Genomic DNA, 25413 nt, shown 5'->3' with positions numbered 1-25413 from the left:
TCTATCCTTTACATTTTTTAGAGTAATTGCCCTAATAGCTGCTTGTTATTCATCTATTTAAAACTTATTTCTCTACCCTAGAAAATAAGTTCTTTTAATACACGTCCATCTGCACCTGGCATTTCAAAACCTAAAAGTGCTGCACATGTTGGCGCAATATCTACATTGCTTGCTTTCTCAATAATACGACCTTTTGGAATACCAGGTCCACTTATTACAAGCGCTGGTTGAGAACCTCTTGTCGGAATATGTCCATGTGTTCCTACACTTGTACGGTAATCTTCATTAGCAACCTTTTTCTCAAATGGATCGCTTAAACGGAAGTTATAACCAACGCCTTCTTTTGCTTCTAATACATATACAAATTGACCATCTAAATTAAATTCATTTTTCACTTCATCCATTGTGAAGATACGATCGATTCTAAAACGTTCTTTATTTGCTTCTAAGTACTCACCTACTTCTTTGATAAGAGCAGGATCACTATCTTTTACATAAACTTGTGCTGAAGCTGCTGCTGAGTGTGCATAAACTTTCCAGTCTGTTACATTGAAGTCTTCATCTACTGTAATCCAGCCCTTTTTAATGAAATCTTGATTAATGTTGATGCTTTCATCGATGTTGACTTGACCGTGGTCTGAACAAATTACAAAGATTGTTTGATCATAAAGCCCTTTTTCTTTAAGTGCATCAAAAGTATAGCCAAGCATTTCATCAATAAATTTAATAGCATCTTTGATTTTTTCACTGTATACACCATATACGTGTCTGTAATGATCAATAAGTGTCATATGCATAAAGATGACATCTGGAGTAGATTCTTCAATAAGGATTTTACTTGCAAGACCAGAGAATTTATCTGAATCATAATATTTATCTTCTTTCCATGCGTCACTGCAAAGTTCATACATTCTTTCCATAAGGCCCGGTGTAGAGTTGGCAATCATAGAAGCTTTTTTATCATCTGCAACTTGGTGAATACCTGCACGTTGAAGGTTCCAAGTTACATCAGCCCCTACCATTGTCGGCCAACTGTTAATAAGTACTTTAAGACCATGTTTTTCACATTCTTCTGGTAAGATATTCGCATGAATATCTGTACGATTTTCAAACCAATCACCAAATTTCATAAATGGATTAAAAATCTCATTATTTACAACACCATGTTTATCTGGATAAGTACCAGAAATCATAGAAGCATGTGCTGTATAAGTTAATGAAGGGTAGACTGTTTGAGAATTTTTTACAATAGATCCGTTATTTACGATAGGTCCTAAATTAGGGAGTGTTTTCATATATTCTAAGTCTTCAGAAATCATTGCATCAAGTGAAATAACTAGCATTCTTTTTTTCATAGCGTTTCTCCTTATTTTATATTTAATAGTTGATAAATGTATCAAACATTTAACTATACCATACTTATTTATAGCAACTCAAGTCTATTTATAGTTTTATCTTTTCTTAATTTTAATGTATAATAAGAATAGCTATTTAAAAGATATAAGTATCTCTATATATTATGATAAAGATACATATACTTTATTTATATTTTATTTGCATCAAGGAGACAATCTGATGAACCAAATGTATAAAAACTTAAAAGCAGAAAACAATGCTATTATTTTAGATGTTCGAGAAGATTACGAATACAAAGAAGGACACATTAAAGGCTGCCTTCATATTCCACTTCACATGCTTGAAGACCATGCATGTGAAACATTACAAGACTTACATCAACCTATTTACGTTTACTGTAGAGCAGGTGTAAGAAGCAAAGTAGGCTGCCATATTTTAGAAAGTCAAGGTTATGATAAGGTTTATAATCTAGGCGCTATTTCTGATTGGCCAGAAGAACTTGAAAAATAGAAAAAAATTTGCTATATAGACTTTCTCATGTTAAAATAACTTTAATTAAATACTAAAGGGAATGAAGTACTCCCTTGGTGAATGAGACCGAAACCGCTAATATTAAAGCTGATGACTTCTGCGCCTAGCAGAGTCACCAGCTTTTTTTTGCGCTTAGGCTCTTGAAGATAAAGGAGGATAAAATGTTACTTACAAGTTTAGCACTTATTTTCTTAGTAGGTTTACTACTAAGTAGTATGATGAAAAAATTAAAATTACCTGATTTACTTGGTATGCTTCTAACAGGTATGCTATTAGGTCCCTATGCACTTAATCTATTAGATCCTAATATTCTTTTAATTAGTCCTGATCTTAGAACGATAGCACTTGTGATTATTCTGCTTCGTGCAGGACTTTCACTAGACCTTGAATCCCTCAAAAAAGTAGGGCGTCCTGCACTTTTAATGTGTTTTATTCCTGCTACTTTGGAATTAATAGGTATCTTACTATTTGCCCCCCTCATCTTTCATATTTCATTTCTCGAGGCAGCTCTATTAGGGACTGTACTTGCTGCTGTATCTCCTGCAGTTATTGTCCCTCGTATGGTAAAGCTTATTGAAGAAGGCTATGGAATAAATAAAAGTATTCCCCAACTCATTATGGCAAGTGCCTCCGTTGATGATATTTTTGTTATTGTACTCTTTACTTCTTTTACAGCCTTAGCAGATGGCGGTCATTTTAATGGTTTAAGCTTTTTAAGTATTCCTATTTCTATTGTAACAGGTATTATAATCGGCATTATTCTTGGCATTGCGCTTACAGTTTACTTTAAGAGTCTCCATTTACGTGATTCTATAAAAGTCATTATTTTATTAAGCATTTCTTTTCTTTTGGTAGGTCTTGAAGACCATCTAGAAGCATTCATACCTTTTTCAGGTTTGATTGCTATTATGTCTCTAGGTGCTTTACTTTACCGTGGCCATGGCCCATTAGCACAAAGGCTCTCTTTGAAGTTGTCTAAACTCTGGATTGCTGCTCAGCTTCTACTCTTCGTATTAGTCGGTGCTACTGTTGATCTGAGTTATGCACTCAAAGCAATCTTACCGTCCCTTATACTTATTGTAATCGCTCTTATATTTAGGGCTTCTGGCGTATGGATTTCCTTATTAGGCACACCCCTGAATCCTAAAGAACGTCTTTTTTGTATACTTGCCTATATGCCTAAAGCAACAGTACAAGCTGCTATTGGTGGCATCCCGCTTAGCATGGGCCTCGCCTGTGGGCCCATTGTACTTACTGTCTCTGTTGTTGCCATTTTAGTAACAGCTCCCCTTGGTGCCTTTTGTATTGATTCTGCTTATAATAAATTACTCTCTTGCAATAACAAGGAGGCAAAACAATTTCATTAGTTTTGCCTCCTTGTTTTAACAGCCTTTTAGGTCGCCCATCACATACATCCCCTCTGGCCTAATGTGCCTTTTACTGATTTAAAAGTTGATTGATTCTATCTGCCTCTTTCCTACCCATATATCTAAAATAAGAATAGATACCTATATAAATCAATGTAAATGAAATGGTTACACTAATAATATTACTTATAGTAAACTGAAACCAGCCAAACACTTTACCTAGTCCTAAATAAATAATAAGCATAATAGTGTATCCCGTTAACACATAACTTCTATAAGTCTTAAAATTTATCTTAGAAATAAAATAATCTAAGGTATAAAACAAAATAATCATTCCTAATATTTCTAACATATACATATGATAATCACTAAAATCCCCATGCAAGGCATTAGTGATTGTCGCTGAAAGCATAGCTAGTGTAAAAACTATACAAGTTCCTGGAAAATAAAACTTCATAATTTTATGCATGCTTAAACCTCCCCATTTCTAACTTCTCTTTTAAACTACCGATATAATTACGTGTAATCACTAACTTTTCCCCACTTACCAAAGTAGCTTCCATACGATGATTCCAAAGTGGACTGACACTTTTTAAATACATACAGTTTAAAATACAGTTCTTACTAATACGCGTAAAAGAAGTGCTACCTAGCTTTTCTTCTAAAGTATTTAAGCGTTCTTTACTCTCATAAACTTGTTCCTGACTATATAGAAAGGTCTTTCCATCTACACAATCAATGTAATAGATATCTTCTAATGCAATACTATACACCTCATCTCCTATTCTCCCCTCTAGAGAAAAGGAGTATTGTCTAATGTAATCTATCAAATGCTGTAGCCTAGCATCTATTACATTGCAGTTAATAATAACTTCTGTCTCTCCCTGATTTAGACTTTGATTAATAGTCAGCTTCATCTCCCCATTCCTTTCATATTTTGTTTTGTAAGCTTACACTAAAATTATATGAAAAATAAGAAAATGGAACAATAGTTTTACACTTACCTGCCCTAAATAGCTCTTCAAATACCCTTACTCTATTTCTTCTATAAGCTCTAATAGAATCCCATCAGGATCTTTAAAATAAACAGCCTTACTCTTACCAAATCCTTGCATTTTTGATAAAAATCTATAGATCTTTCTAAATTAGATACAGTAACTCCTACATGTGCAATATGTTTAAGCATATTAGCCTTCCTCCTTACAAGAAGTCACTCCACATAACTTTCTTAGGTATTCAATAAACTCTAAGCTTTGAGCTAAGTAATCCTCATACTCATCTGGCTCAAGCATGACATAATCTTCACTTTCATAACGTCTATCATAGTAGCTGTCTGTTAAGAAACGAGCAATTCTTTTATATTCTATAAGCTCAGGAAACTTTTCCTCAAGCTGCGAAATCATAGCCGAAAGGCTATGACTTCTTATAATTTCATTTAAATACTCTCTTATAAGGTGCTTTAAATACTTTTCTGCACATTGCTGGCAATTGATAATTGTAGGGTCTTCCATCCCTTCTATATCTTTAATATGCTGTACAAGAGCATAGTCTGTTCCTGCAAAATCAATCATAGATCTATTCACAGCCTACCGCCTCCTTCAAAGGCATCATATATTTAGCAATCTCACTTTCAAATGAAAGCCTTGAAGCCAGCTCATAAAAACGTGCTTTGCCATATATTTTAACGTCTACCTCATAAGCATATTTAACATATTCTTCGTATTCCTCACATATATCCATACGCAAGTGCTTTGCCTTCTTAGGTGCTACAACCTCATCTATTAAAAATAATAAATCAATATCACTTGTATCTTTTATTTGTTTGCGTGCATAACCACCAAACAGATAAATCTCATAAATATCAAACTGCTTCTGGTTAAAATAGTTATACACTTCTTTTAATCTTTTCTGATAAATCTCTGGAATATCTAACATTCTCTTTCATCTCTTTTCTTATTAAAAATGCTCACCATTTTCATAATACGCCGTTTCCTGAAGCGGTATAAAATAAACCTCTAAACATTCTGCCTCATCCCCGAAGTGTTTCATCATACATTCTGCTACTTCATCTTGTACTTCTTGACCTCTATCAAACCATGCCACTTCTATAAGTGTAGGCGCTTCCACTTCTTTTCCTTCATAAATAAATGTACTATGCATACACTCTATAGTGAAATAATCTTTAGGACATCCAATAATGTGATGTAAATCTTCTACAAGTTTGCTACTTACTTGTTTTATTTTATTCATTTGAATTCCTCTTATACGAATCATTGGCATTTTGTTATGCTCCTTTACTCTTTTATCTATTACTATTTTACCTAGGGAGGTTGTATATGTCACCTTTTTATATCTTTATTTTATACTTTGCTATCTACAGCATTTTAGGATGGAGCTGCGAAGTGATTTATTGCTCTTTGCCTGCTAAGCATTTTATTAACCATGGTTTTCTCAATGGACCTTACTGCCCTGTATATGGTATTGGTGCACTTATCGTCCTTTATCTACTGGAACCTTACAAGGCTTCTCCATTTCTTGTGCTTTTATTGGGTATTTTTCTTACAAGTTTACTCGAATATATAACAAGTTATATGTTAGAAAAGGCCTTTCATGCACATTGGTGGGATTATTCTAAGCGTAAATGTAATATTCATGGTCGCGTCTGCTTACTTAACTCTACTTTATTCGGTATACTTTCTCTTCTTATTATCTACTTAGTTCACCCAGCAGTTATGAAATTTATTCTACATATTCCAGAGAATGCTCTACCTCTTATAGTTATGGGCTTTGAATGTCTTTTCTGCATTGACCTAGTGGTAACACTTTATACCGTAAGCTCGCTAAAAGCACGAATCTATTCTATCTCAGAAATCAGCCAGCTCCTTAAAACCAAACATGATATTACCTTAAAGCCTAAAGTTCTTCGCACCGAGCTCACCCTATACTTAGAGCAAGAACTTAGCAAAAAATTATCTAAGAAAAATATTCTTCATCAACGTCTTTTAAATGCCTTCCCTCATATGCAATTTATCCATTTAGAAGAATATATGGATAAGCTTCGTAAACGTCTTAAATAGTTCCTAATGTAAAAGGGACTCCCCATTTCTGGCTAGTCCCTTTTGTTTATGCTTTATCCTGCCTTAAATATTTCTTAAGTTCTTGAATATTTCCCTCTTCAAACTGTAATAACCGCTCTGCTAATGCACGAATTTCAGGGTTTACCTCTTTGTAGCTATTGAGCTGCTTACATAAATTGATTATTCCCATAGTACTCCCTTGTATCATTATTTCTGCAAAGTGAGAAGCTGAATGATTAGTTAATGTAGAAGCTTTAATCATAAGGTAAGTCCTTATTTGATCAAATTTACTAATTCCTTTTGGCTCTTCCTCACTTCCTTCCATAAGGCGTACTGCTTCTTGATTAATAACTTTATAACCTTCTCTTTGTTTAAGTAATACCTGTTCAAAAGGTACATCTCCTGCAATTTCAATGAGTTCATCTAATGTATTTGTTCCCATCTCAGAATTTTGAAAAATAAAATTAAGTAGTTCTGTATTGGCATCCACTTTATCACCTCATTTTAAGCTATATTTTCTAGCTATTAGTATAGACAAAAATTTTCCTTTTACTCTTAAATACAAAAAGAGGAATACAATGAAGCGTTTATTTCTATAGGGTACCCCTTTAGAATAAACGCTTCATTGTATTCCTCTACATTTTTCTTTATAATATCTTCATATAGATAAATCTACTTTAAGGGGATGACGTATGAAAACAATTTATATTATGCTTAGTAAAACAGAAAGTATCTTTTGCTCTTTAATTACTTCCTATACCCATGAGCCTTATGCTCATGTTTCACTTCTCTTTGATGATAACTTTTCAAATGGGTATAGCTTTAGTAGAAAAAAAATTCGTAATCCCTTTATAGGTGGATTTATGAATGAGAATTATCCTAGATGGGTCGCTGCTTTTCCTAAAACAGAATGTCTCATGTACACACTTGATGTGACCGATGAATCCTATCACTTGCTTAAACAGCAAATTGAAGATTTTAAGTCTGAACAGAAAAAATATAAATATAATACACTAGGTGTTATAAGTTATATGTTTAATGTAAAACTTCATCCTAAAAATAGCTATTTCTGCTCTCATTTCGTTTCTTACATACTTCGTGAAGCTAAAGCACTCTATTTTGACAAAGACCCTTTCTTTACAACAGCTGGAGACTTTAGAAGACATCCTGATTTACACCTTATTTATGAAGGCTATCTCAACAAGCTTGTAGATAATCCAGCTCTTGCTAGAGCCGCTTAAGTATGTGAAATCATAGGACTTAATATGCTTTCCTTATCCTTCCACGCGAAAAACTGTTTCTAAATTATTCTTTCTCTCTTTAAAATATAAAATTGTAAATAAAAAGAGCAGCCTTTTATGAATGGTTGCTCTTCTCATCATCATCTTCTGGTTGCACAGCTACAACTCGGCATCTAATCCCCGTCGCTTCTGGTTCTTCATGCCACATGGTTAAGACTTTGCATACTGTATCTGGATTGATCTGATCTAAATTCTTCATGTTTTCTACAACATAGATTCCTTTTGATTCACACATTTTATCCGCTTGTACATGTTCATGACCGCGTCTCATATCTGGTGCATCAAGTCCTATGAATCTTACTTTCGAATCAATCAGTTCCTCTATAAGTTCCCATGATAAAATCGGACTTTGTCTAAAGTATAGTCCACTACCATAAGGATGTCTCTCAATCGCTCCTGTACGAATCAGTACAAAGTCTCCTGGTTTTACATAGTCTAAATCAACATCATCACTTGTGATTTCCCCTTCAGTAACATGACTTGCATCTAAGAGAACACCTCTTGTTTGCATATAGTCTAAAGGAATATTAGGTTTATCATAAATATCAATATGTGTCCCAACATGTCCCATTACAATTTCCTTTTTAAGCTGTGTCTGTGCCCATTGATATGCTTTATTGGTCTTTCTCACGGTTAATGTTAAATCTATGTATTTCATTATAATCCATCTCTTGTTTTAATAAGATTTGTAAATTATTTACCGTCATATTATACCAATATTTTACTATTAAAGTCTACTCTAATCTTGTTTTTCTCTAAACTTTAATTTTTTTCTGCACTGTTTATAAAATTGTCTCATCATTTTTACTTCTTCTATAGAGAGTTCTACCGGGCTATACTGTGCCTTCAAATAAATTTCTGTACACATCATCATAGTAAGGAACTCTATCTCAAAAAGTTCATCCATACGACTAGCATACATTATTTCTGTTTCTCCTGGCTCTATAGCATACCCTTTACGGTAAAGTTCTTTTAAGCTTAGGTGATAGAAATAACATATAGCTCCATTGGGGGACATTTTTTTCATACGCCTATATTTATGTATATAAATACCTACTCTCAATAGGATTAAAATACCTATAATACCTCCTATGCCAGTAACATAAATTCTATAATCTAACTGAATATTTTGTCTTGGTATCGGATCTATCCTATCAACTCTAGTCCTTTCCTCTATCAGAGGCTGCACATAATATGTATCTTGCTGTGAATTCATATAACCTCTTAAATCACTTTGATAGCTAGCAGTAGGCTCAAACATAGCCCATCCCATACCTTCAAAATAGACTTCTACCCAGGCGTGTGCTTCTCTGCTTGTGACAGTATAATTATTTTCTCCGCCACTCGACTCTTCTGGTATAACGTAACCTTCTACATATCGGCTTGGTATACCTATACATCGCGTTAATACAGCCATAGCTGTTGCAAAATATGTGCAATATCCTTCTTTTATTTCGAATAAAAATTGGTCTACAAAGTCCTGTGTCCTACTTGTTTCCCCTGGCGTTAAAGTATATGTATAGTTTCCTGCTAGGTAAGCTTCAATAGCACGTACCTTTTCATAAGGCGTTTGATAATCCTTAGTAATCATTTCAGCCAGCTCCCTCACCCTATCCGTTACACTTTTAGGAAGCTGCGTATAGCGCTCTCTTATAAAATCTGCTCGCTCTATAAAAACATCCAATTCTCCTGCAAAAGGGTCTTTTCCCATTATCTTTGCTTCTTTATAAAGGCCTGGCTGACTTTTTTTCATAGCTTCCTCAAAATATGGACTTTTGTATCTCGGTATATAACTTTGTACTACATAAATAAAGCCTCTGCCATAAGGATAATCTAGAAAAAGTGTATCTTCGTTTTCACAGTAAACACTGTAGCCATTACGCGATACTGCTAAATTATTCATTTTAGGCGGAACAAACAAAGACCTTGTTCTTATATCTTTATAAGTAATCCTATAGGCACTACCTTCAAAAAGTTTCTCAAAAGGCTCCTGTGATAGAAGCTTACTTCCTAAAAGCGCTTCCTGGGTATCTTTAAGCGCATGTGAACCTATGAAAAACCGATTAGCTTCTTCTTCATAATTAGTCCATCCATGACCTGTATAAACAGCCTTTGTCCCGCCTCTTAAATAAGTCTGACTTGGTGCTACTACATTTAGAATCTCCTTATCATCTAACGTTAGATCTCCACCTAATCTTCCTGTATAAGGATAATATTCGCTGTATCTGTACGTTCTACTTTCATGAGCTTCTTTATCAAATAGATTATGTAAAAAAGTAAACTTAATAGGCACTATATATGCACTAATATAGGTTAACCCCAGTACTATACTCATAAATATTCCAATGCTTTTTGCGTAACTCTTAGCCTTCGAGTGCATCTTTTCATAGTAATGATAAAAGTAATAACACAAACTCATGAAAATAAAACTTTCTATCCCCAAAGTAGGCATTGGAAACTTTTGTATAATATAAAGACCACAAAATATACTTCCTACTCCAACCGGTATGAACCATTTAATTTTTTTGATTGTAAAAAAGTATACTAACCAAGTTACTAAAAGGCTCATACCTAAAAGCATCTGATTTCTCCTTATAAAAAACACAATACGCCAATATACTGTAACCAAAAGGCCTTCACTATATAAATAAAAACCTAATACTACTCCCCCTATAACAAACACCAACAAACTTATTACAAAAGTCTTTATACTAGTTCCAAAAGCTATAGCTATCAACATACAGCCTGCTATTGTTATGAAAATAAAGCCAGGCTTTTGATCAGGCCTAATAGCATAAAGGAGGTTATAAACTAAGCTAAAGCTCATGCCTAACATAAGGCATACTAATAAACTATACTTCATTATTTTTTGTCTCATAGTTCCCCCCTACCTTATAACACTTTCTCCGGTTCATCTTCAAAACCCATATAGATGCAGACTACAGAAAGCTTATATAAAGCCTTTAATACACTCTGACACACCTCATCTTCCTCTAGTTTATCTTCATAAGGACTTACATATACCACAATGACATGGCACCCTTCTCTTACTAAGGCCTCTACTTGCTGATAAAGCCCATAAGTGACTTTAGCTGTTATAAGCACCTGATTACTTCTTATCGCCCTCTGACTAAGACTAAGGGCAATAACCTCCTCAAGAGCTATCTCTGAATCAAACTTAAGCTCGGAAAGTTCCTTATAAAGCATATGGAAGGCATTTTCTTCCCTAGCACTATATGTCATAAGCTTTTTTGTATGATAGATAAACTGTATAGGCATACTGTTTCTAAGGCAATAATAGCTCACTGCTACCATACACTCAATAAGTTTGTCCTCAATAACAGTATTCCTTTCTATATCATAAGGATGTTTAGTCAAATCAAGAAACAGATAAGTATGAGAAACAGATACACTTTGCCTTTCCTTCATCATCAGCTCCTGCTTTTTTGCAGTCATCTTCCAATGAACCTGTTTCATGCTATCGCCATAAACATAGGGACGAATACTGGAAAATAGACCTCCCCCTCCTATAGATGTCTCTCTTTCTATATCTAAATTTTGCCCATCTTGATCTAAAAGAGGAAAGTAACGAAGTGGAATAATACGGGGATAAACTGTTACAAACTTAGGATTCATCACCTTACAAGAAATTCTAAAAAGTCCTAGAAAATCTTTAACATAAATCTGTCTAATGCCTATCTCATAATAGCCCCTATATTTACATTGCACCTGGTAATCATAAGTTTTCTTCTCTCTTCCACCTATACTCATACACTTACTTTCAAAATACTGATTCAGAATACTATCTACTCCATAAAAAATTACTTCTATATCTGGATAGACCCATCTACTCTCATTATGAATACTGAATAAAAACCTAATCGATTCTCCTTTTGTAATAAATTTCTTATCCACCTCCTGTGTATAGGTAAGCGTAGCATATACCCATAACATATAAAGAAGTGAAGCAATAGGTAAGAAAATCAATGTGTAACCAAACAAGGATATAGCCGGACTCTGATAAACATAGCATAAAATCATACCTATTATGAAAACAATCCCATAGCAAATTCTATTTTTCAGCATAGGCTTTTACCTTCGGTAGTCTAATTTCCTCTAAAATATAATGAATAATATCCTCATTAGCCTTGTTTCTCAGCTTTGCTTCATGCTTAAGCTGAATACGATGAGACAATACGTATGGTGCCATTTTTATAATATCATCTGGAAGTATATAATCTCTTCCATTAAAAAAGGCAAGTCCCTGAGCCGCATGCAATAAACTTAGAGCTCCTCTTGGACTTACCCCTAGTAGGACATCTTTGTGCACCCTAGTCTGTCTTACAATCTCAACAATTAAACTATAAAGACTTTCTTCTACATATATTTTTGATACCTGCTCCTGAATTTGTAAAAGCTCTTCACTACTTATAACAGGCTGTAAAGTATGCAAAGGATTATCTGCCTTATACTTAGCTAGCATTCTCTCCTCATCTCTCACACTTGGATAACCAATACTTACCTTCATTAAAAATCGGTCCATCTGCGCTTCTGGCAAGGGGAAAGTCCCTAAGTAATCTACCGGATTTTGTGTTGCTAACACCATAAAGGTTTTAGGCATTTTATAAGTTACACCATCTACAGTAACTTGTCTTTCCTCCATCGCTTCTAATAGACTTGCCTGCGTTTTAGGCGATGTTCTATTAATTTCATCTGCTAAAATAAATTCTCCAGATAAGGTACCTGCTTTATATTCAAACTCTCCCGTCTTTTGATTATACATAGAAAAGCCTGTTAAATCTGATGGCAATACATCTGGTGTAAACTGAATACGTTTAAGTCTTCCCGATACAGATTTTGCTAAAGCTCCTGCTAAAGTTGTTTTACCTACTCCCGGCACATCTTCAATAAGCACATGCCCCCTACATATAAGCGCTATACTTAATAACTCAATAACCTCTGTCTTTCCCACTATAACTCTCTCAATATTCTCTACTATCTTTTGTACACTTCTCACGGTGCCACCCCCAAATATAACTCTATTTTTATAATATTATATCATAATCCATATTTTCTTAAGAATCATCAAAGTAAACAAAAAGTAAGACAGTTTTATTGTAGCCCTTTCTTGTATTTGCATATTCCCATGCCTTCCATTTATTGATTCCATAGTGCGTGAGCATCCTCTATGTAGTTTTAACTTTCTTCCATTGTTTCCAATAGACCATTCTTATTCGTCGCCTCATCCATTCGTCTGTTCTAACTAGCAATTGTTTCATATCTGCTAATTGCCTTTGGATGTACCTGTAATCTCATACCCATCTTATGTTTATAGAATGAAAATCCTAGGAATTTTACCTTTCCTATGTAGGCAACCTCAGTTTTCTCTCTATAAATGGTATGATATTTCTTAAAGTACGTTCCGCACTTCTTCTACTTTTACACAGAATCATCATGTCGCCTGCGTATCTTACAAATTTATGTCCTCGACGTTCTCATTCTTGGTCTAGTTCATTAAGCATGATGTTACTCAGTATAGGACTTAGGGGGACCACCTTGTGGTACACCTACTCCTATTTCTTTAAATATATGTTTCTCTACCATTCCAGCCCTCAGAATTCCATACTGTGAACTTTTCTAGTACATACCAGTCTATCTTGTTCAGTTGTTTACCTGCATGTTTTAAACCATAATAGTTCCTAAATCCTACTAGACGTCTATTCACTATCGCATTCACTCACTCTTACCTCCTCCATGGCCCTCGCCCTTATACGCAAGGCTCCACTTCCTCTTTATCTCTTTAACAAGAGTCCTTTTTAACGATACGGCAGAATTCACTTAATGTTACAACCTGCATTTTCACTAGCATTCTGATGAACACATTACCCTCACGCTTCAGACCCAACATTTCTGCTACGCCTGGTGATTAGTTACTAGGCTCCTTGGCGATTACCTAGGCAGGACTTTCACCTGCAAGCATAGTCCAGCTTTTCTGGACGCACCACATAAAAACAGGACTGCCCTTTAGGCAGTCCTTATAAAATATACGTTCCCGACTGGAATCGAACCAGCGTCCTACCGTTTAGGAGTAACCCCGATCAGGCATCAGCAAGTGATGTCTGGTATTAAAAAATCCTGTTATTTCAGGGCTTTTTCAGTGTTTCATATCCCACTGATACTACTGTGTGATAGCTCGTACAAGGGGATTTTAAGGCGGCTATCTGGCAAGTAATGAGCTGACTTCTCGAAAAACGGGTAAGGTTATGAGTGCAATTCCGAACTACACAATGCTGTGTAATGATTGCCTGTGAGTTATAATGATGCACAGTACAAATTCAAAGTGTAAATGACTTTATACCATGATTAACTCTATGTATTATAGCTTGAAATAATGGTGTTTTGTCTATACTTATAACTCCACAACACAATAAACAAGATATTTAAGGTTTTCTTATTTATTATTCCAATATCCTATATGTGGCTCGACAATTTCTTTCGCTAATTCATCATCTGCGATAGGACCGATAACTTCAATGGGTTTTTGTCCTCTTGCGATAATCTCTCTACATGGCATATCAAAAGTTGGATTTTCCGCATCACTTCCAGTTAACTCCAATAGTTTTTTCTCACTGATACCATAAACAATTCTCCCAACATTGCCCCAGTAGATTGCACCAGTACACATACAGCAAGGTTCTGCTGTAGAGTATAACGTACAGTTCCATAGAAAGTCTTTTGAATAGTGTTTAACGGCTTTTCTCATAGCTGTTGTTTCTGCGTGTCCTGTACATTCTTTATCAGTAACCTCGATGTTTCCAGATTCAATAATTATCCTACCTTCGTTATCTACAATCAATGCACCAAATGGATGATTCCCGTTTTTTAGGGATTCAATAGAAATTTCTATACATCTTTTTATGTACTTAGCATGTTCTAAATCTTTCACAATATTTCCTCCTAATACAAGTTACTAAATTCAACAAAAAAAGGTAGCCCTACCATCGGGCTACCTTTATCAATCCTTGGTTTTTATATAATAAGCCCTATGCAAGATGAGTAGCATATTCCATCTACCTAATGAGTCTCTTGCGGGCACCATTATTATGAACCATAATATTGATTTTCTGTTGTTGATTATTATGTTGATTATTATAAAATATTTGAGATATAAAGTCAATAGACTGAAAACGTAATTAAGAACCTAGATCATACATTAGCAAATATGAAATCGAGTAGGAGGTAGATAATGAGTTTATCTACCGACCTCTCACACCACCGTACGTACGGTTCCATATAAAGCGGTTCTTTAGTTTACACTAACTTGTCTATAATACTCAGTGAGATATAAGTATCCTAGTTTCTTCAATGTTTGGTTGTCTATGCTACAACTTAAGATTGGGCTGTTGGAGGTTCTCCAGTACCGTCTGCCTGTATATATTCAAAAACTCTATTTTAATTTTATCTAAATTCTATTTTACTTGAAATTTCTTAGGATGATATCATCACGTTTTGGTCCGTTAGAAACAAGTGTTACAGGGTAACCTAATTTTTCTTCTACGAACTCTACGTATTTTTTAGCATTCTCAGGAAGATCATCATAGTTTTTAATACCACTGATGTCACATTTCCATCCATCTAAATAAGTAAGAACTGGCTTTGCTTTGTTAAGCTGTGGTGTCGTTGGAAATACATCTGTTACAACGCCATCAATTTCATATCCGATACATACTGGGATTTTATCAAGGTAACCAAGTACATCAAGAAGTGATAACGCTACATCTGTTGTTCCATGAAGCATACAACCATATTTTGTTGCTACAACGTCAAACCAACCCATACGACGTGGTCTACCTGTTGTTGCACCATATTCCCCACAGTCTCCGCCGCGTTTTCTAAGTTCTTCTGCTTCTTCCCCAAAGATTTCACTTACGAATGCGCCAGCACCTACTGCTGATGAGTATGCTTTAACAACTGTTACAATTTGTTTGATTTCATGTGGTGGAATACTTGCACCAACTGTTGCAAAACCTGCAAGTGGTGATGAAGATGTTACATATGGGTAAATACCATTGTCTGTATCTTTTAATGCACCAAGTTGGCCTTCAAGTAAAATGTGTTTACCTGCTTTAATAGCATCATTTAAGTAGTAAGCAATGTTTGCTACCATTGGTTCAAGGCGTTCACGATATTTAACTACTTCATCAAAAACTGCCTTTGGATCAAGAAGCTCAGTACCTTGGTAAAGAGATTTAATAGTTTGATTTTTAATTTCACAAACTTTTTCAAGTCTTTCCATTAAAATTTCATCATCAAACATTTCACCAACTTGAACACCAATTTTTAAGTATTTATCTGAATAAAATGGTGCAATACCTGATTTTGTAGAACCAAAGCTTTTATCTCCAAGTCTTGCTTCTTCTAATTGGTCAAATAATATATGGTAAGGCATAAGAATTTGCGCACGATCTGATACAAGAATATTTGGCATTGGCACCCCACGACTTGTAAGTCCATCAAGTTCTCCAAATAATTTGCTTAAATCAAGAGCTACACCTTGGCCAATAATATTTACAACATCTTTTCTAAATACACCTGATGGTAATAAGTGAAGTGCGAATTTACCATACTCGTTGATGATTGTATGACCAGCATTTGCACCACCTTGGAAACGAACGATAATGTCTGCATTTCCTGCTAATAAATCTGTAATTTTACCTTTTCCTTCGTCTCCCCAGTTGCCTCCAACAATTGCACTAACCATTTCAAGTTCCTCCTAAGATTTCAAGGTTTAATTTTCAATCACTTTACTTCTATCATAATATAAGTTTTAGTATAAGTAAAATTACTATTTATTATCCCATCTATAAGTATAATTTATAACTCTATTTCATTCCTGATAATGTAATCGATACAATCTCTGGTGGATTGAACACACGTGGTAAAGTTGGATAAATAGCAAGCCCTCTGCTTACTATAAAATGTGTATTGTCTTTCAGCTTATAGTAACCTCCCGCATATTTAGGAAAGAATCCCTGCCCCGGAGCATACAACCCATTAAGCAAATAAGGAATCCTGACCTGTCCTCCATGTGCATGCCCAGACAGTACTAAATCATAGCCACCTTTCTCATAAAGAGGCGCATACTCTGGTCTATGAGAAAGTAAAATTTTCACACCTTTTTCTTCCTTTATAGCCTCTGCCAATTTATAAAAATGCTCTACAAAAGGGTAACGACTGTACGTATCACTTAACCCCCCTATGTTAATAGGTACCTCATTTACCATAACTTTTGCATATTCTCCCTCTAATACAGTAACACCATAACTTCTTAAAAAGGCTTTAACATTAGGTAAGCTCTTGATATTCTCTTCATGATTGCCAGTTACATAAAATATAGGCACAGTATCCTTTAAACCCTCTAGTAAAAGTTTTACTCCCTCTACTGGACGATAATCATCTACAATATCTCCCACTAACATAATAAGGTCTGGAGTCTGCTTTTTTATTTGTTTAATTAGGCGCTCTTGGCGTCTACCATATTTGAAACTATGCAAATCTGTTAGTACAACTATTTTTACGCTCTCTCCACTTTTCATATTTGCCACTTGTATAGGATACTCTCTTACTACTAATCCATTGTAAAATATAATACCTATCGCACTTAAACTTACCAATAAAGTACTAATAAAATACTTTTTCTTCATGTCCTTATCACCTCTTTTTCTATTTTTATTTTAGCATCCTTCTATAAAGAGTTGGTAATATTTTCTTACCTTATAGCTTGTCCTTTTTCTTCACTTTCTACACAGACATAAAAAGTAATCCCCTCTCCATTCATTCACCAAAGTCTAAAAGACTATTTTATCATTTTATCTTAAACCAGTATTTAAATTTCTTAATATCTAAAAAGGACTGTATGTAGCAGTCCTTCTCTCTATTTATCCGTTTTTATTAGAATCTCACCTAAGCCAGCTTCAATTTCTATATTGTACTGGCTATTATTATTAACTTTCACATCACCTAAACCAAATTGGTTCATTTCATTAATAGTAATATGGCCACCACCTCTTGAGATAAAATAGTTATAGTCTTTCTCCTGCCCTACTAATTCAAGTCTTAATGATCCTAATCCTCCACCTATTTCTATATCTCCCTGAATGTCTCCTTGTATAGATACATCACCTACACCCATATTCGCCTCTAATCTATCACTTACAAGGCTTGTAACATTAAGATCACCTACCCCACTATCAAAAACAACACCTTTTACTTTAAAATCTTCTACCTTTATGTCTCCCACACCACCTGTAATATGTGCATTATTAGCGACTACATTATTAATATTCATACTGCCTACGCCATTGCTAATTTCTAACTCATTTACTGTAATTCCCTCTAAATGCCCTTCTCCTACACCTAAATTAAGTATAACCTCCTCAAGTTTTGCATCTTGGGGAATCATCACTGTTATGGTTCCATCATTTAAGTTACTTCTAAAGCCATTATTTCTTCTATACTGTTCTATATTTTTCTGCTTGATATAAAGCTTTTCTCCCCTAATATCATAGCTAAGATCTACATTAGTTTTTACATCTACCTCAATCTTATAGTCTTCCCCTATGACTACATTAAAATCAACTGTTCCAACTTCCACTTTCATTTCACTAAAACCATCTAGTTTCTCCCAACCTTTTTGCTTAACCTCACCTGTATCAAGTTTTTCTTCTCTATCCATTGTCATTCTTAATTCTGATTGTGCCTCTATTATCTTCTGGCTATATTCTTTTTCAAAAGTAGGTTCACTTAGTTCTAAAAATGAATCAAAATGTACTGAAGACTCCCCACCTAAGGCTAATCCTACTGTACTTAGGCCTATACCTCCTACAATTAAACTACCTGCTATAGCTACTATCGTTGATTTTTTTAACATGTGGCCGTTCCCCCTTTAAGGCGATTAAATAAACTAATAACTCCTTTTGCAATCATAGGTAATCCTTTGCCAATTACAATGTACATTAAAAGTCCTACTAATAGACCAACTCCAATTAAAGCTAAACACCCTCCTACCATCACAAGGCCCGTCGCTGGTTGAATAAATAACATCTTTATTCCTACAACTAAGACAATACTAGCAGCGCCAAGCAAAGCTACTGCTGTGATTACTCCCGCAAAAACAAGAGAGCCTATTGTTACAAATCCGGCAAATACTAAAATTGCTACTACAAAAGCTAGTGGCAGTGCGATTGGCCCCGCAAATAGTGCTGCAATAACAATCCATACTGCTTGAAAACTTTGCTTTGGCTTCATAGGTTTTACTTCTGCTTCCTTGACAACAAATTCTGCAAGAAGCTGCTTAGCAATATCAGATGGGCTCCCAAGTCCCCTAATCACCTCCTCTTCCCTATCTGGTCCTGCTTCATCAAAATATTCTTCATAGTATTGCATAGCTGCTAACCGTTCTTCTTCTGGCAACCTAGACAGTCTACCTGCTAGCTCTCTCATAAACAATTCCCTATTCATGTTCTACTCCTCCTACTAAAATATGGTCTACTTTTTTCTTGTAGACATCCCATTCCTTTAAAAACTCCTCATACTTCTGATGTCCTAATTCTGTAATCTGATAGTACCTTCTGTTTCTTCCTTGATAAGGTTCATCATAAGCGTGTAAATACCCCTCTTTTTGTAATCTCCTTAATACGGGGTAAAGTGTGGACTCCGAAATGTCTAAGGCTTCCCTTACCTCTTGTGTAAGACGATAACCATAAACATCTTCATTACGCACAACAGCCAGTACACATGCTTCTAACAAATTACCTCCTAGTTGAATTGCCACAGCTTCTACTCCTTTGTCTGCATGATATTATTCATTCATCAATATTATACGTCGTATAATATTATAATTCAACTACATAAACAAACTTTCTTTATATTCAAATTGTAATAACAACAAAGGGATTAAACATCTTATTTTAATGTCTAATCCCTTTACCATTATTTTAATTCAAATTTTTTGTGTAATTGCCATTTATAGTCATCCCATCTATATAGGCTAATGTTATCAAACATACATTCAAAATCACAAGGATACTGATGTACATAATCCCATAGCTTGTTATACATAGGTGCTACTTTCTTAGAAGATACTGTCACATGAAAAATCTTATCTTTTCCATCTTTTTTATCAAAAATAATATAAGGTACCTCAGCCATTGCATCAATCAATCTGCTATGCATAGCTTGGCCTTCATCAGACATGTCTACATGCATGTAAACCACTCTATCATCAAAGTGATCATAGCCTTTAAGTCTAAAAGGTGCTGCATGTTCCTTATGACAAAATACTTCTAACACTTTCTCAAGGTCCTCTATAGAACCTTCATGTTCAAAAGGCGCCTTAATCGTAAAGTGGGCCGGCAATGAAGAAGATTTTACTCCTAGTTTTTCATAAACCTCTCTTCTAAGGTTATTATTAAACCGACCACCCTCACCTAGGACATCACAAACAACGACATATCTCATAAACTCCCTCCTAAAATAACCTTATTTCTTAACAGCATCCCCATAAATAGGTGATGGCATACCAAATCCACCTGCTACTTCTTGAAGTGTACCTGTAATATAAGAAGATTCATCACTTGCAAAGAAAAGTACTGCATTAGCAATATCTTGAGGATACCCTGTACGGTTAAGTGGTACATGTCTTAAGAAATGTTCTAAGAACTCCTCTGACATATTATTAAGGGCTGCATCCGTAGCAATAAGACCTGGAAGAACAGCATTACATCTTATCCCTTTTTTTGCATACTGAACTGCAATATTTTGTGTAAGCGCGTTGATAGCTGCTTTAGATACAACATAAGCAATACGTCCAAGGTCAGGGTTTACTGAACCAATTGTAGAAATGTTAATAATGCTTCCTCCACCATTTTTAATCATATAAGGTACCGCCACCTTACATGGTAAGTAAACACTTTCAAGATTTTGATTAACAATATTAAAGAAAGCTTCTGTATCTCCATTTACGAGATCTAAGTCCTTTTGAACGTCTGTTGAACCATAATTATTGACTAAAATATCTATACGTCCTTCAGCTTCAACTACTTCTTCAATCATACTCATGTGTGTCTCTACTTTAGAAGCATCAAAGTAAACAGGCTTAGCAAATCCACCTTCTGCAATAATTTCATTCGCTACCTCCTGACCTGCATCTAATCTTCTTACTGCAAGGTATACACGTGCACCTTCTTTAGCAAGTGTTTTAGCAATAGCAAGTCCAATCCCTCTTGTAGAAGATGTGACTAATGCTACTTTATTTTCTACTCTTTTCATGATTTAATCTCCTTTAACAACAATGTATATAAAAAAAGCTAGGCCTACCTAAATTAGGAAATGACCTAGCTTCTTATAGCTGAATGAACTAGTTATTTTCTACTAATTCTAAAACTTGTTTTTTGAAATTTTCTACTTTATTTGTAGCATCCTTTTCATCTTGTCCAATGATAGATACATAGATTTTCATTTTTGGTTCTGTACCTGAAGGTCTTACTACAAACCAACTACCATCTTCTAAAATAAATTTCATAACATTTGAAGTTGGAAGGAAGATTGCTTCTTCTGCCCCTTCTAATACATTGTAAGCTTTAGATAGTTTATAATCTTCAACTCTTACTACTCTTATACCACCTACTTCTTTAGGTGCATTTTCTCTTAAGTTAGAGATAATCGCTTGGATTTTCTCTTGACCATCTTTCCCTTCCATCTGGATAGATACTAAGTCTTCTCTATAGTAACCATATTGTTTGAACAGATCTTCAAGTGCTTCATAAAGGTTTTTACCTTGTGTACGGTAGTAAAGTGCCATCTCTGCAATAAGTACAGAAGCAATAACAGCATCTTTATCTCTTACGAAGTCTCCTGATAAATAACCATAGCTTTCTTCATAACCAAATACAAAGTTATTTGCACCTGTTTCTAAGAACTCTTTGATTTTCTCTCCAATGTATTTAAAACCTGTTAAAACATCCATTACTTGTGTGCCATAATGCGTCGCAATAGGTTTTACCATATCTGAAGTTACAATTGTTTTAACAATTGTATCTTGTCCACTTAAAGTACCCATTTCCTTACGTGCATTTAAGATATAGTCACTAAGTAGGATACCTACTTGGTTTCCTGTTAATACTTTATAGCTATCAGCACTTTCTTTAACTACTACACCAATACGGTCACAGTCTGGGTCTGTACCAAAGATAAGGTCTGGTGCTGTTTCTTTTGCCATTTCAATAGCAAGCTCAAATACACGTTTATCTTCTGGGTTTGGATATGGTGCTGTTGGGAAGTTTCCATCTGGAAGTTCTTGCTCCTTAACAACTGCTACATTTGTAAAACCTAATTTATTAAGCATTGTACGAACTGGAATATTACCACTACCATGGATTGGTGTGTAGATAATCTTAAGTTCTGACGCCTTTTCTTTAATAAGGTCTTTACGAATACATAAAGTTTCTACTTGATGATAGTAAGCTTTATCTACTTCTTCTGTAATGTATTCTAATTTACCTTCTTTTTCTGCTTTTTCTAATGTCATAACTTTAACATCTTCAAAGATGTCTGCTGCATCAATATAAGATAAAATCTCTTTTGCAGCTTCATCTGTAATTTGTCCACCATCATTACCATATACTTTATAACCATTGTATTCTTTAGGGTTATGAGATGCTGTGATAACAATACCTGCATCTGTTTCTAAATGTCTAACTGTAAAAGAAAGCATTGGTGTTGGTCTTAATGATGGGTAAAGGAATACTTTTACCCCATTTGCTGCAAGTACGCTTGCTGCTTGGTCTGCAAATTCTTTACTCATATTTCTTGAATCATATGCAATAGCGACACTTGGCTCAGCTTTGTGTTTTAAAAGGTATGTTGCAAGCCCTTGAGTAGCTTTACCTATTGTATAAACATTCATACGGTTGCTTCCTGCTGCAATTTTACCTCTTAAACCACCTGTTCCGAATTCAAGATTTTTATAAAATCTGTCCTCAATCTCTTTTTCATTTTCAATTGCTTGAAGTTCATTTTTTAAAGCTTCATCAACCTTTTCTTCATTTAACCAGCGGTTATACCCTTGTCTAAAATCCATCATAGTCCCTCCTCGTATATTGTCGATTATATTATGTCATTTTTTAGGAAAAAAAGCTAGTTACAATTTTATTTCATTGTTATAAGCGATACCTTATTTAAAGTATAAAAAGAGGCCTACACTTATAAAGTAGTCCTCTTTAATCTATCTCCAATATAATTAGTTCAAAAATCCTCCTTGACCAGGTCATCTATAAAGAAGATTGGGGAGTTTTATAGTCTTGACTTTTATATTCACAGGTCAAGGAGTGAGTGTATAGGTCTTCCGAAAACCTATAAAATAATTTTACTATAGTATAATTAACTTAGTCAATTGAATCCAATCATTTGATTTAATAACAGAAAAAACAGAAAAGACTTAGCAAACATTTGCTAAGTCTTTTTATATGACCCGTAGGGGAATCGAACCCCTGAGTCCACCGTGAGAGGGTGGCGTCTTGACCTCTTGACCAACGGGCCTTGTACTATATATTATAAAACTCCTATCAATTTAATTCAATACATTTTTTAAATAATTTTACACTTATTAAAATTATTTAAAACAACACATAATATATTTCCTGTTCAGACATTATGTTAAGCTATATATTTATTTTTTATACTATGATACACTATGTTTGACAATAATTTATCAAACATAAAGAGGGATATTATTATGAAGATGAAAAAACTTTTATCTACTATAGCTTGCTTAGGTTTATCAGTTTCCCTATTAACAGGTTGTGCTTCTACACCTACTCAAGTAGAAAAAGAAGTTACAACAGAAGTAACTGAATCAGCACAAGAAACTCTTACACTTGAAACAGATGTTATCGTTATCGGTGCTGGTGGTGGTGGCTTAAGTGCTGCTATTGAAGCACATGATGCTGGAGCTCATGTTATTTTAGTAGAAAAAATGCCTTTCGTTGGCGGAAATACTGCTCGTGCAACAGGTGGTCTAAACGCTGCTGGAACAACTTTTCAAAAAGAAGCTGGAATTGAAGATACTGTTGAAGTTCACTATACTGACACAATGAAGGGTGGAGAGGAACTCAACGATCCTGAACTTGTTAAATTTATGACTGAAAATGCTGCCGATGCTGTAGCTTGGCTTACAGATTTAGGTGCTGATCTTTCTGATGTAGGTTCCCTTGGTGGCGCATCTTTCAAGCGTGCTCATAGACCAACTGGTGGTGCTCCTGTAGGTGATCATTTAGTAAATGTTCTTTATCAAAATACAGAACAACGTGGTATTGATACAATGCTCAACACTGAAGCAACTGAAGTTATTTACGAAAATGATAAAGTAACAGGTATTAAAGCAATTGCTACAGAAAATGGTGAAAAAACTTCTTACATCATCAAAGCAGATGCTGTTGTTATTGCATCTGGTGGATTTGGAAATAATCCAGAACTTTACACAAAATATCAGCCACAACTTGATGGCTTTATTAGTACAAACCAACCAGGTGCAACAGGTGATGGAATTATCTTAGCTGAAGCTCTTGGTGCAGCTCTTGACGATATTGAGCAAATTCAGATTCACCCAACAGTTCATCCTGAAACAGCTGCTCTTATTACAGAAGCTGTTCGCGGTAATGGTGCAATTCTTGTAAATACTAAAGGCGAACGTTTTACAGATGAAATGTCCACTCGCGACAAAGTATCTGCTGCTGTCTTAGAGCAAGAAGATCAATATGCATACCTTGTGTTTGACCAAGGTGTACGCGAAAGCTTAAAAGCAATCGAAAAATATGTAGCGCAAGGCCTTACAACTGAAGGTGAAACACCTGAAGCTTTAGCAACTGCTCTTGGAATGGATGCGGATACTCTTAAAGCAACAATCGCTGCATGGAATGACTCTGTAAAATCAGGTATTGATGCTGCATTTGGACGTAGCGCTGGTATGGATATTGCCTTTGAAAAAGCACCTTACTATGCAATCAAAATTGCACCAGGTGTTCACCATACAATGGGTGGTATCAAAATCAATACAAATGCTGAAGTTGTAAATACAGATGGTAATATTATTCCTGGTTTATTTGCTGCTGGTGAAGTAACAGGTGGTGTACATGGCGCTGAGCGTCTTGGTGGTAATGCTTTAGCAGATATTATTGTATTTGGACGTCAAGCTGGTACTAAAGCTGCTACACTTGCTATGGCAGATGGTGGTATAGGTGCTACTACAGTTTCTGAAAAAGAAGAAGCTTCTACACCAAAAATAAATGAAACTGCTACTGCTAGCTTCAAAGATGGTGTTTACCAAGGTGAAGCAACTGGTAACAACGGTACCATTAAAGTTGAAGTAACTGTAAAAGATGGTTTCATTGATACTATCGAAGTTCTTGAACATCATGAAACATCTTCAATCTTTATGTCTATTCAAAATGATTTAATTCCAGATATTATTTATAACCAATCTACAGAAGGCATTGATGCTGTAACAGGTGCATCTAACTCAAGTACTGCTGTATTTGAAGCGGTAAACAGTGCTTTAACTACTGCAAAATAATATTATTATATAAAAAACAGCTAGAGCCTATATTGATGTGACCCCAATAAGTTAGACTTTATAGCGTAGTAGCGTTTAAGCTGCTACGCTATTTCTTTATGCAGCTAAGAGGCTCACCCTGTATTCTACTGGGCTCATCCATCCTAGTTTCT

General features: G+C 35.0%; 27 protein-coding genes, 1 tRNA gene and 1 riboswitch. Of the genes, 5 read left to right on the top strand and 23 right to left on the bottom strand.

Features of this window, described 5'->3' with window-relative positions:
• Positions 1–77 precede the first annotated feature (77 nt).
• The gene (locus H8718_RS02310) at positions 78–1355 is read right to left on the bottom strand and encodes an alkaline phosphatase family protein (protein ID WP_177670987.1); all 1278 of its coding nucleotides are present in this window, start codon (positions 1353–1355) and stop codon (positions 78–80) included.
• 220 nt (positions 1356–1575) lie between these two features.
• On the opposite strand from H8718_RS02310, the gene H8718_RS02305 reads away from it, so the two are divergent.
• Entirely contained in the window at positions 1576–1866 is a 291-nt protein-coding gene (locus tag H8718_RS02305) for a rhodanese-like domain-containing protein (protein WP_177670988.1), read from the top strand.
• 48 nt (positions 1867–1914) lie between these two features.
• Positions 1915–1994, top strand: a riboswitch (Fluoride riboswitch).
• A gap of 54 nt (positions 1995–2048) precedes the next feature.
• A complete protein-coding gene (locus H8718_RS02300) occupies positions 2049–3254 on the top strand; it encodes a cation:proton antiporter domain-containing protein (RefSeq protein ID WP_249331369.1) in 1206 nt (401 codons plus the stop codon).
• Positions 3255–3324: 70 nt separating this feature from the next.
• Here the strand turns inward: H8718_RS02300 and H8718_RS02295 are convergent, their stop codons facing one another.
• From H8718_RS02295 to H8718_RS02275, 5 genes are all read right to left on the bottom strand, one after another.
• Entirely contained in the window at positions 3325–3723 is a 399-nt protein-coding gene (locus H8718_RS02295; RefSeq protein WP_249331368.1) for a DUF3021 family protein, read from the bottom strand.
• Entirely contained in the window at positions 3716–4171 is a 456-nt protein-coding gene (locus H8718_RS02290) for a LytTR family DNA-binding domain-containing protein (RefSeq protein ID WP_249331367.1), read from the bottom strand. The genes H8718_RS02295 and H8718_RS02290 overlap by 8 nt, the downstream gene beginning before the upstream one ends.
• Before the next feature lie 270 nt (positions 4172–4441).
• Positions 4442–4837 (bottom strand): HEPN domain-containing protein, encoded by a 396-nt coding sequence (locus H8718_RS02285; protein WP_177670992.1) that lies wholly within the window; start codon positions 4835–4837, stop codon positions 4442–4444.
• Positions 4830–5189 carry a nucleotidyltransferase domain-containing protein gene (locus tag H8718_RS02280; RefSeq protein WP_177670993.1) on the bottom strand — a complete coding sequence of 120 codons (360 nt, stop codon included), beginning with the start codon at positions 5187–5189 and terminating at the stop codon, positions 4830–4832. The genes H8718_RS02285 and H8718_RS02280 overlap by 8 nt, the downstream gene beginning before the upstream one ends.
• A gap of 21 nt (positions 5190–5210) precedes the next feature.
• Positions 5211–5528 carry a DUF1904 family protein gene (locus H8718_RS02275; RefSeq protein WP_283246138.1) on the bottom strand — a complete coding sequence of 106 codons (318 nt, stop codon included), beginning with the start codon at positions 5526–5528 and terminating at the stop codon, positions 5211–5213.
• Between the two features lie 62 nt (positions 5529–5590).
• Between H8718_RS02275 and H8718_RS02270 the strand changes: the two genes are divergently transcribed.
• Positions 5591–6331, top strand: coding sequence for a putative ABC transporter permease (locus H8718_RS02270; RefSeq protein ID WP_249331365.1), 741 nt, complete (start codon positions 5591–5593; stop codon positions 6329–6331).
• Positions 6332–6377: 46 nt separating this feature from the next.
• Here H8718_RS02270 and H8718_RS02265 read toward each other — a convergent pair whose 3' ends face one another.
• Positions 6378–6821, bottom strand: coding sequence for a hypothetical protein (locus tag H8718_RS02265; RefSeq protein WP_249331364.1), 444 nt, complete (start codon positions 6819–6821; stop codon positions 6378–6380).
• A 202-nt stretch (positions 6822–7023) separates the two neighbouring features.
• Here H8718_RS02265 and H8718_RS02260 point away from each other — a divergent pair, with 202 nt between their 5' ends.
• Positions 7024–7572, top strand: coding sequence for a hypothetical protein (locus H8718_RS02260; RefSeq protein ID WP_177670997.1), 549 nt, complete (start codon positions 7024–7026; stop codon positions 7570–7572).
• Between the two features lie 115 nt (positions 7573–7687).
• Here H8718_RS02260 and H8718_RS02255 read toward each other — a convergent pair whose 3' ends face one another.
• The 16 genes from H8718_RS02255 to H8718_RS02180 all read right to left on the bottom strand — a co-directional run bounded on the left by H8718_RS02255 (position 7688) and on the right by H8718_RS02180 (position 23229).
• Complete coding sequence (locus H8718_RS02255) at positions 7688–8290, bottom strand: cyclase family protein (RefSeq protein ID WP_177670998.1); 603 nt, start codon at positions 8288–8290, stop codon at positions 7688–7690.
• Between the two features lie 81 nt (positions 8291–8371).
• The gene (locus H8718_RS02250) at positions 8372–10510 is read right to left on the bottom strand and encodes a transglutaminase family protein (protein ID WP_249331363.1); all 2139 of its coding nucleotides are present in this window, start codon (positions 10508–10510) and stop codon (positions 8372–8374) included.
• A gap of 14 nt (positions 10511–10524) precedes the next feature.
• The gene (locus H8718_RS02245; RefSeq protein WP_249331362.1) at positions 10525–11718 is read right to left on the bottom strand and encodes a DUF58 domain-containing protein; all 1194 of its coding nucleotides are present in this window, start codon (positions 11716–11718) and stop codon (positions 10525–10527) included.
• A complete protein-coding gene (locus H8718_RS02240) occupies positions 11705–12649 on the bottom strand; it encodes an AAA family ATPase (RefSeq protein ID WP_249331361.1) in 945 nt (314 codons plus the stop codon). The genes H8718_RS02245 and H8718_RS02240 overlap by 14 nt, the downstream gene beginning before the upstream one ends.
• A 169-nt stretch (positions 12650–12818) precedes the next feature.
• Complete coding sequence (locus H8718_RS20915) at positions 12819–12878, bottom strand: hypothetical protein (protein ID WP_334299072.1); 60 nt, start codon at positions 12876–12878, stop codon at positions 12819–12821.
• 335 nt (positions 12879–13213) lie between these two features.
• A complete protein-coding gene (locus H8718_RS02230; protein WP_177671002.1) occupies positions 13214–13369 on the bottom strand; it encodes a hypothetical protein in 156 nt (51 codons plus the stop codon).
• 714 nt (positions 13370–14083) lie between these two features.
• Positions 14084–14578, bottom strand: a complete 495-nt coding sequence (locus H8718_RS02225) for a nucleoside deaminase (protein ID WP_177671003.1) — start codon at positions 14576–14578, stop codon at positions 14084–14086.
• A 528-nt stretch (positions 14579–15106) separates the two neighbouring features.
• Entirely contained in the window at positions 15107–16393 is a 1287-nt protein-coding gene (locus H8718_RS02220; RefSeq protein WP_249331360.1) for an adenylosuccinate synthase, read from the bottom strand.
• A gap of 121 nt (positions 16394–16514) precedes the next feature.
• Positions 16515–17336, bottom strand: coding sequence for a metallophosphoesterase (locus H8718_RS02215; protein ID WP_249331359.1), 822 nt, complete (start codon positions 17334–17336; stop codon positions 16515–16517).
• A gap of 230 nt (positions 17337–17566) precedes the next feature.
• Complete coding sequence (locus H8718_RS02210) at positions 17567–18562, bottom strand: DUF4097 family beta strand repeat-containing protein (protein WP_177671006.1); 996 nt, start codon at positions 18560–18562, stop codon at positions 17567–17569.
• Entirely contained in the window at positions 18556–19152 is a 597-nt protein-coding gene (locus H8718_RS02205; protein WP_249331358.1) for a DUF1700 domain-containing protein, read from the bottom strand. The genes H8718_RS02210 and H8718_RS02205 overlap by 7 nt, the downstream gene beginning before the upstream one ends.
• Positions 19145–19465: a PadR family transcriptional regulator gene (locus H8718_RS02200; RefSeq protein ID WP_177671008.1), complete on the bottom strand. Its 321-nt coding sequence runs from the start codon at positions 19463–19465 to the stop codon at positions 19145–19147. Before H8718_RS02200 ends, H8718_RS02205 begins: the two co-directional genes overlap by 8 nt.
• A 158-nt stretch (positions 19466–19623) precedes the next feature.
• On the bottom strand, positions 19624–20151 hold the full coding sequence (locus tag H8718_RS02195; RefSeq protein WP_249331357.1) for a 2'-5' RNA ligase family protein: 528 nt from the start codon (positions 20149–20151) through the stop codon (positions 19624–19626).
• A 21-nt stretch (positions 20152–20172) separates the two neighbouring features.
• On the bottom strand, positions 20173–20961 hold the full coding sequence (gene hdhA / locus H8718_RS02190; protein WP_249331356.1) for a 7alpha-hydroxysteroid dehydrogenase: 789 nt from the start codon (positions 20959–20961) through the stop codon (positions 20173–20175).
• Positions 20962–21049: 88 nt separating this feature from the next.
• Complete coding sequence (locus H8718_RS02185; protein WP_249331355.1) at positions 21050–22771, bottom strand: phospho-sugar mutase; 1722 nt, start codon at positions 22769–22771, stop codon at positions 21050–21052.
• A gap of 386 nt (positions 22772–23157) precedes the next feature.
• Positions 23158–23229, bottom strand: a tRNA-Glu gene (locus H8718_RS02180).
• Between the two features lie 196 nt (positions 23230–23425).
• On the opposite strand from H8718_RS02180, the gene H8718_RS02175 reads away from it, so the two are divergent.
• A complete protein-coding gene (locus H8718_RS02175; RefSeq protein WP_249331354.1) occupies positions 23426–25261 on the top strand; it encodes a flavocytochrome c in 1836 nt (611 codons plus the stop codon).
• Positions 25262–25413 lie beyond the last annotated feature (152 nt).

Origin of the sequence: Zhenhengia yiwuensis, from assembly GCF_014384995.1 — a bacterium.
GTDB classification, from domain to species: Bacteria; Bacillota; Clostridia; order Lachnospirales; family Cellulosilyticaceae; genus Zhenhengia; species Zhenhengia yiwuensis.
Note: the sequence above shows the minus strand (reverse complement) of the source record. Positions and strands in the feature narration are given on the sequence as shown.

Bases quoted from the DNA above. Each gene is read 5' to 3' on its own strand.
- H8718_RS02310 (WP_177670987.1), bottom strand. From the start codon at position 1,355: ATGAAAAAAAGAATGCTAGTTATTTCACTTGATGCAATGATTTCTGAA.
- H8718_RS02305 (WP_177670988.1), top strand. From the start codon at position 1,576: ATGAACCAAATGTATAAAAACTTAAAAGCAGAAAACAATGCTATTATT.
- H8718_RS02300 (WP_249331369.1), top strand. From the start codon at position 2,049: ATGTTACTTACAAGTTTAGCACTTATTTTCTTAGTAGGTTTACTACTA.
- H8718_RS02295 (WP_249331368.1), bottom strand. From the start codon at position 3,723: ATGCATAAAATTATGAAGTTTTATTTTCCAGGAACTTGTATAGTTTTT.
- H8718_RS02290 (WP_249331367.1), bottom strand. From the start codon at position 4,171: ATGAAGCTGACTATTAATCAAAGTCTAAATCAGGGAGAGACAGAAGTT.
- H8718_RS02280 (WP_177670993.1), bottom strand. From the start codon at position 5,189: ATGTTAGATATTCCAGAGATTTATCAGAAAAGATTAAAAGAAGTGTAT.
- H8718_RS02275 (WP_283246138.1), bottom strand. From the start codon at position 5,528: ATGATTCGTATAAGAGGAATTCAAATGAATAAAATAAAACAAGTAAGT.
- H8718_RS02270 (WP_249331365.1), top strand. From the start codon at position 5,591: ATGTCACCTTTTTATATCTTTATTTTATACTTTGCTATCTACAGCATT.
- H8718_RS02260 (WP_177670997.1), top strand. From the start codon at position 7,024: ATGAAAACAATTTATATTATGCTTAGTAAAACAGAAAGTATCTTTTGC.
- H8718_RS02255 (WP_177670998.1), bottom strand. From the start codon at position 8,290: ATGAAATACATAGATTTAACATTAACCGTGAGAAAGACCAATAAAGCA.
- H8718_RS02250 (WP_249331363.1), bottom strand. From the start codon at position 10,510: ATGAGACAAAAAATAATGAAGTATAGTTTATTAGTATGCCTTATGTTA.
- H8718_RS02245 (WP_249331362.1), bottom strand. From the start codon at position 11,718: ATGCTGAAAAATAGAATTTGCTATGGGATTGTTTTCATAATAGGTATG.
- H8718_RS02220 (WP_249331360.1), bottom strand. From the start codon at position 16,393: ATGGTTAGTGCAATTGTTGGAGGCAACTGGGGAGACGAAGGAAAAGGT.
- H8718_RS02215 (WP_249331359.1), bottom strand. From the start codon at position 17,336: ATGAAGAAAAAGTATTTTATTAGTACTTTATTGGTAAGTTTAAGTGCG.
- H8718_RS02210 (WP_177671006.1), bottom strand. From the start codon at position 18,562: ATGTTAAAAAAATCAACGATAGTAGCTATAGCAGGTAGTTTAATTGTA.
- H8718_RS02205 (WP_249331358.1), bottom strand. From the start codon at position 19,152: ATGAATAGGGAATTGTTTATGAGAGAGCTAGCAGGTAGACTGTCTAGG.
- H8718_RS02195 (WP_249331357.1), bottom strand. From the start codon at position 20,151: ATGAGATATGTCGTTGTTTGTGATGTCCTAGGTGAGGGTGGTCGGTTT.
- hdhA (WP_249331356.1), bottom strand. From the start codon at position 20,961: ATGAAAAGAGTAGAAAATAAAGTAGCATTAGTCACATCTTCTACAAGA.
- H8718_RS02185 (WP_249331355.1), bottom strand. From the start codon at position 22,771: ATGGATTTTAGACAAGGGTATAACCGCTGGTTAAATGAAGAAAAGGTT.
- H8718_RS02175 (WP_249331354.1), top strand. From the start codon at position 23,426: ATGAAGATGAAAAAACTTTTATCTACTATAGCTTGCTTAGGTTTATCA.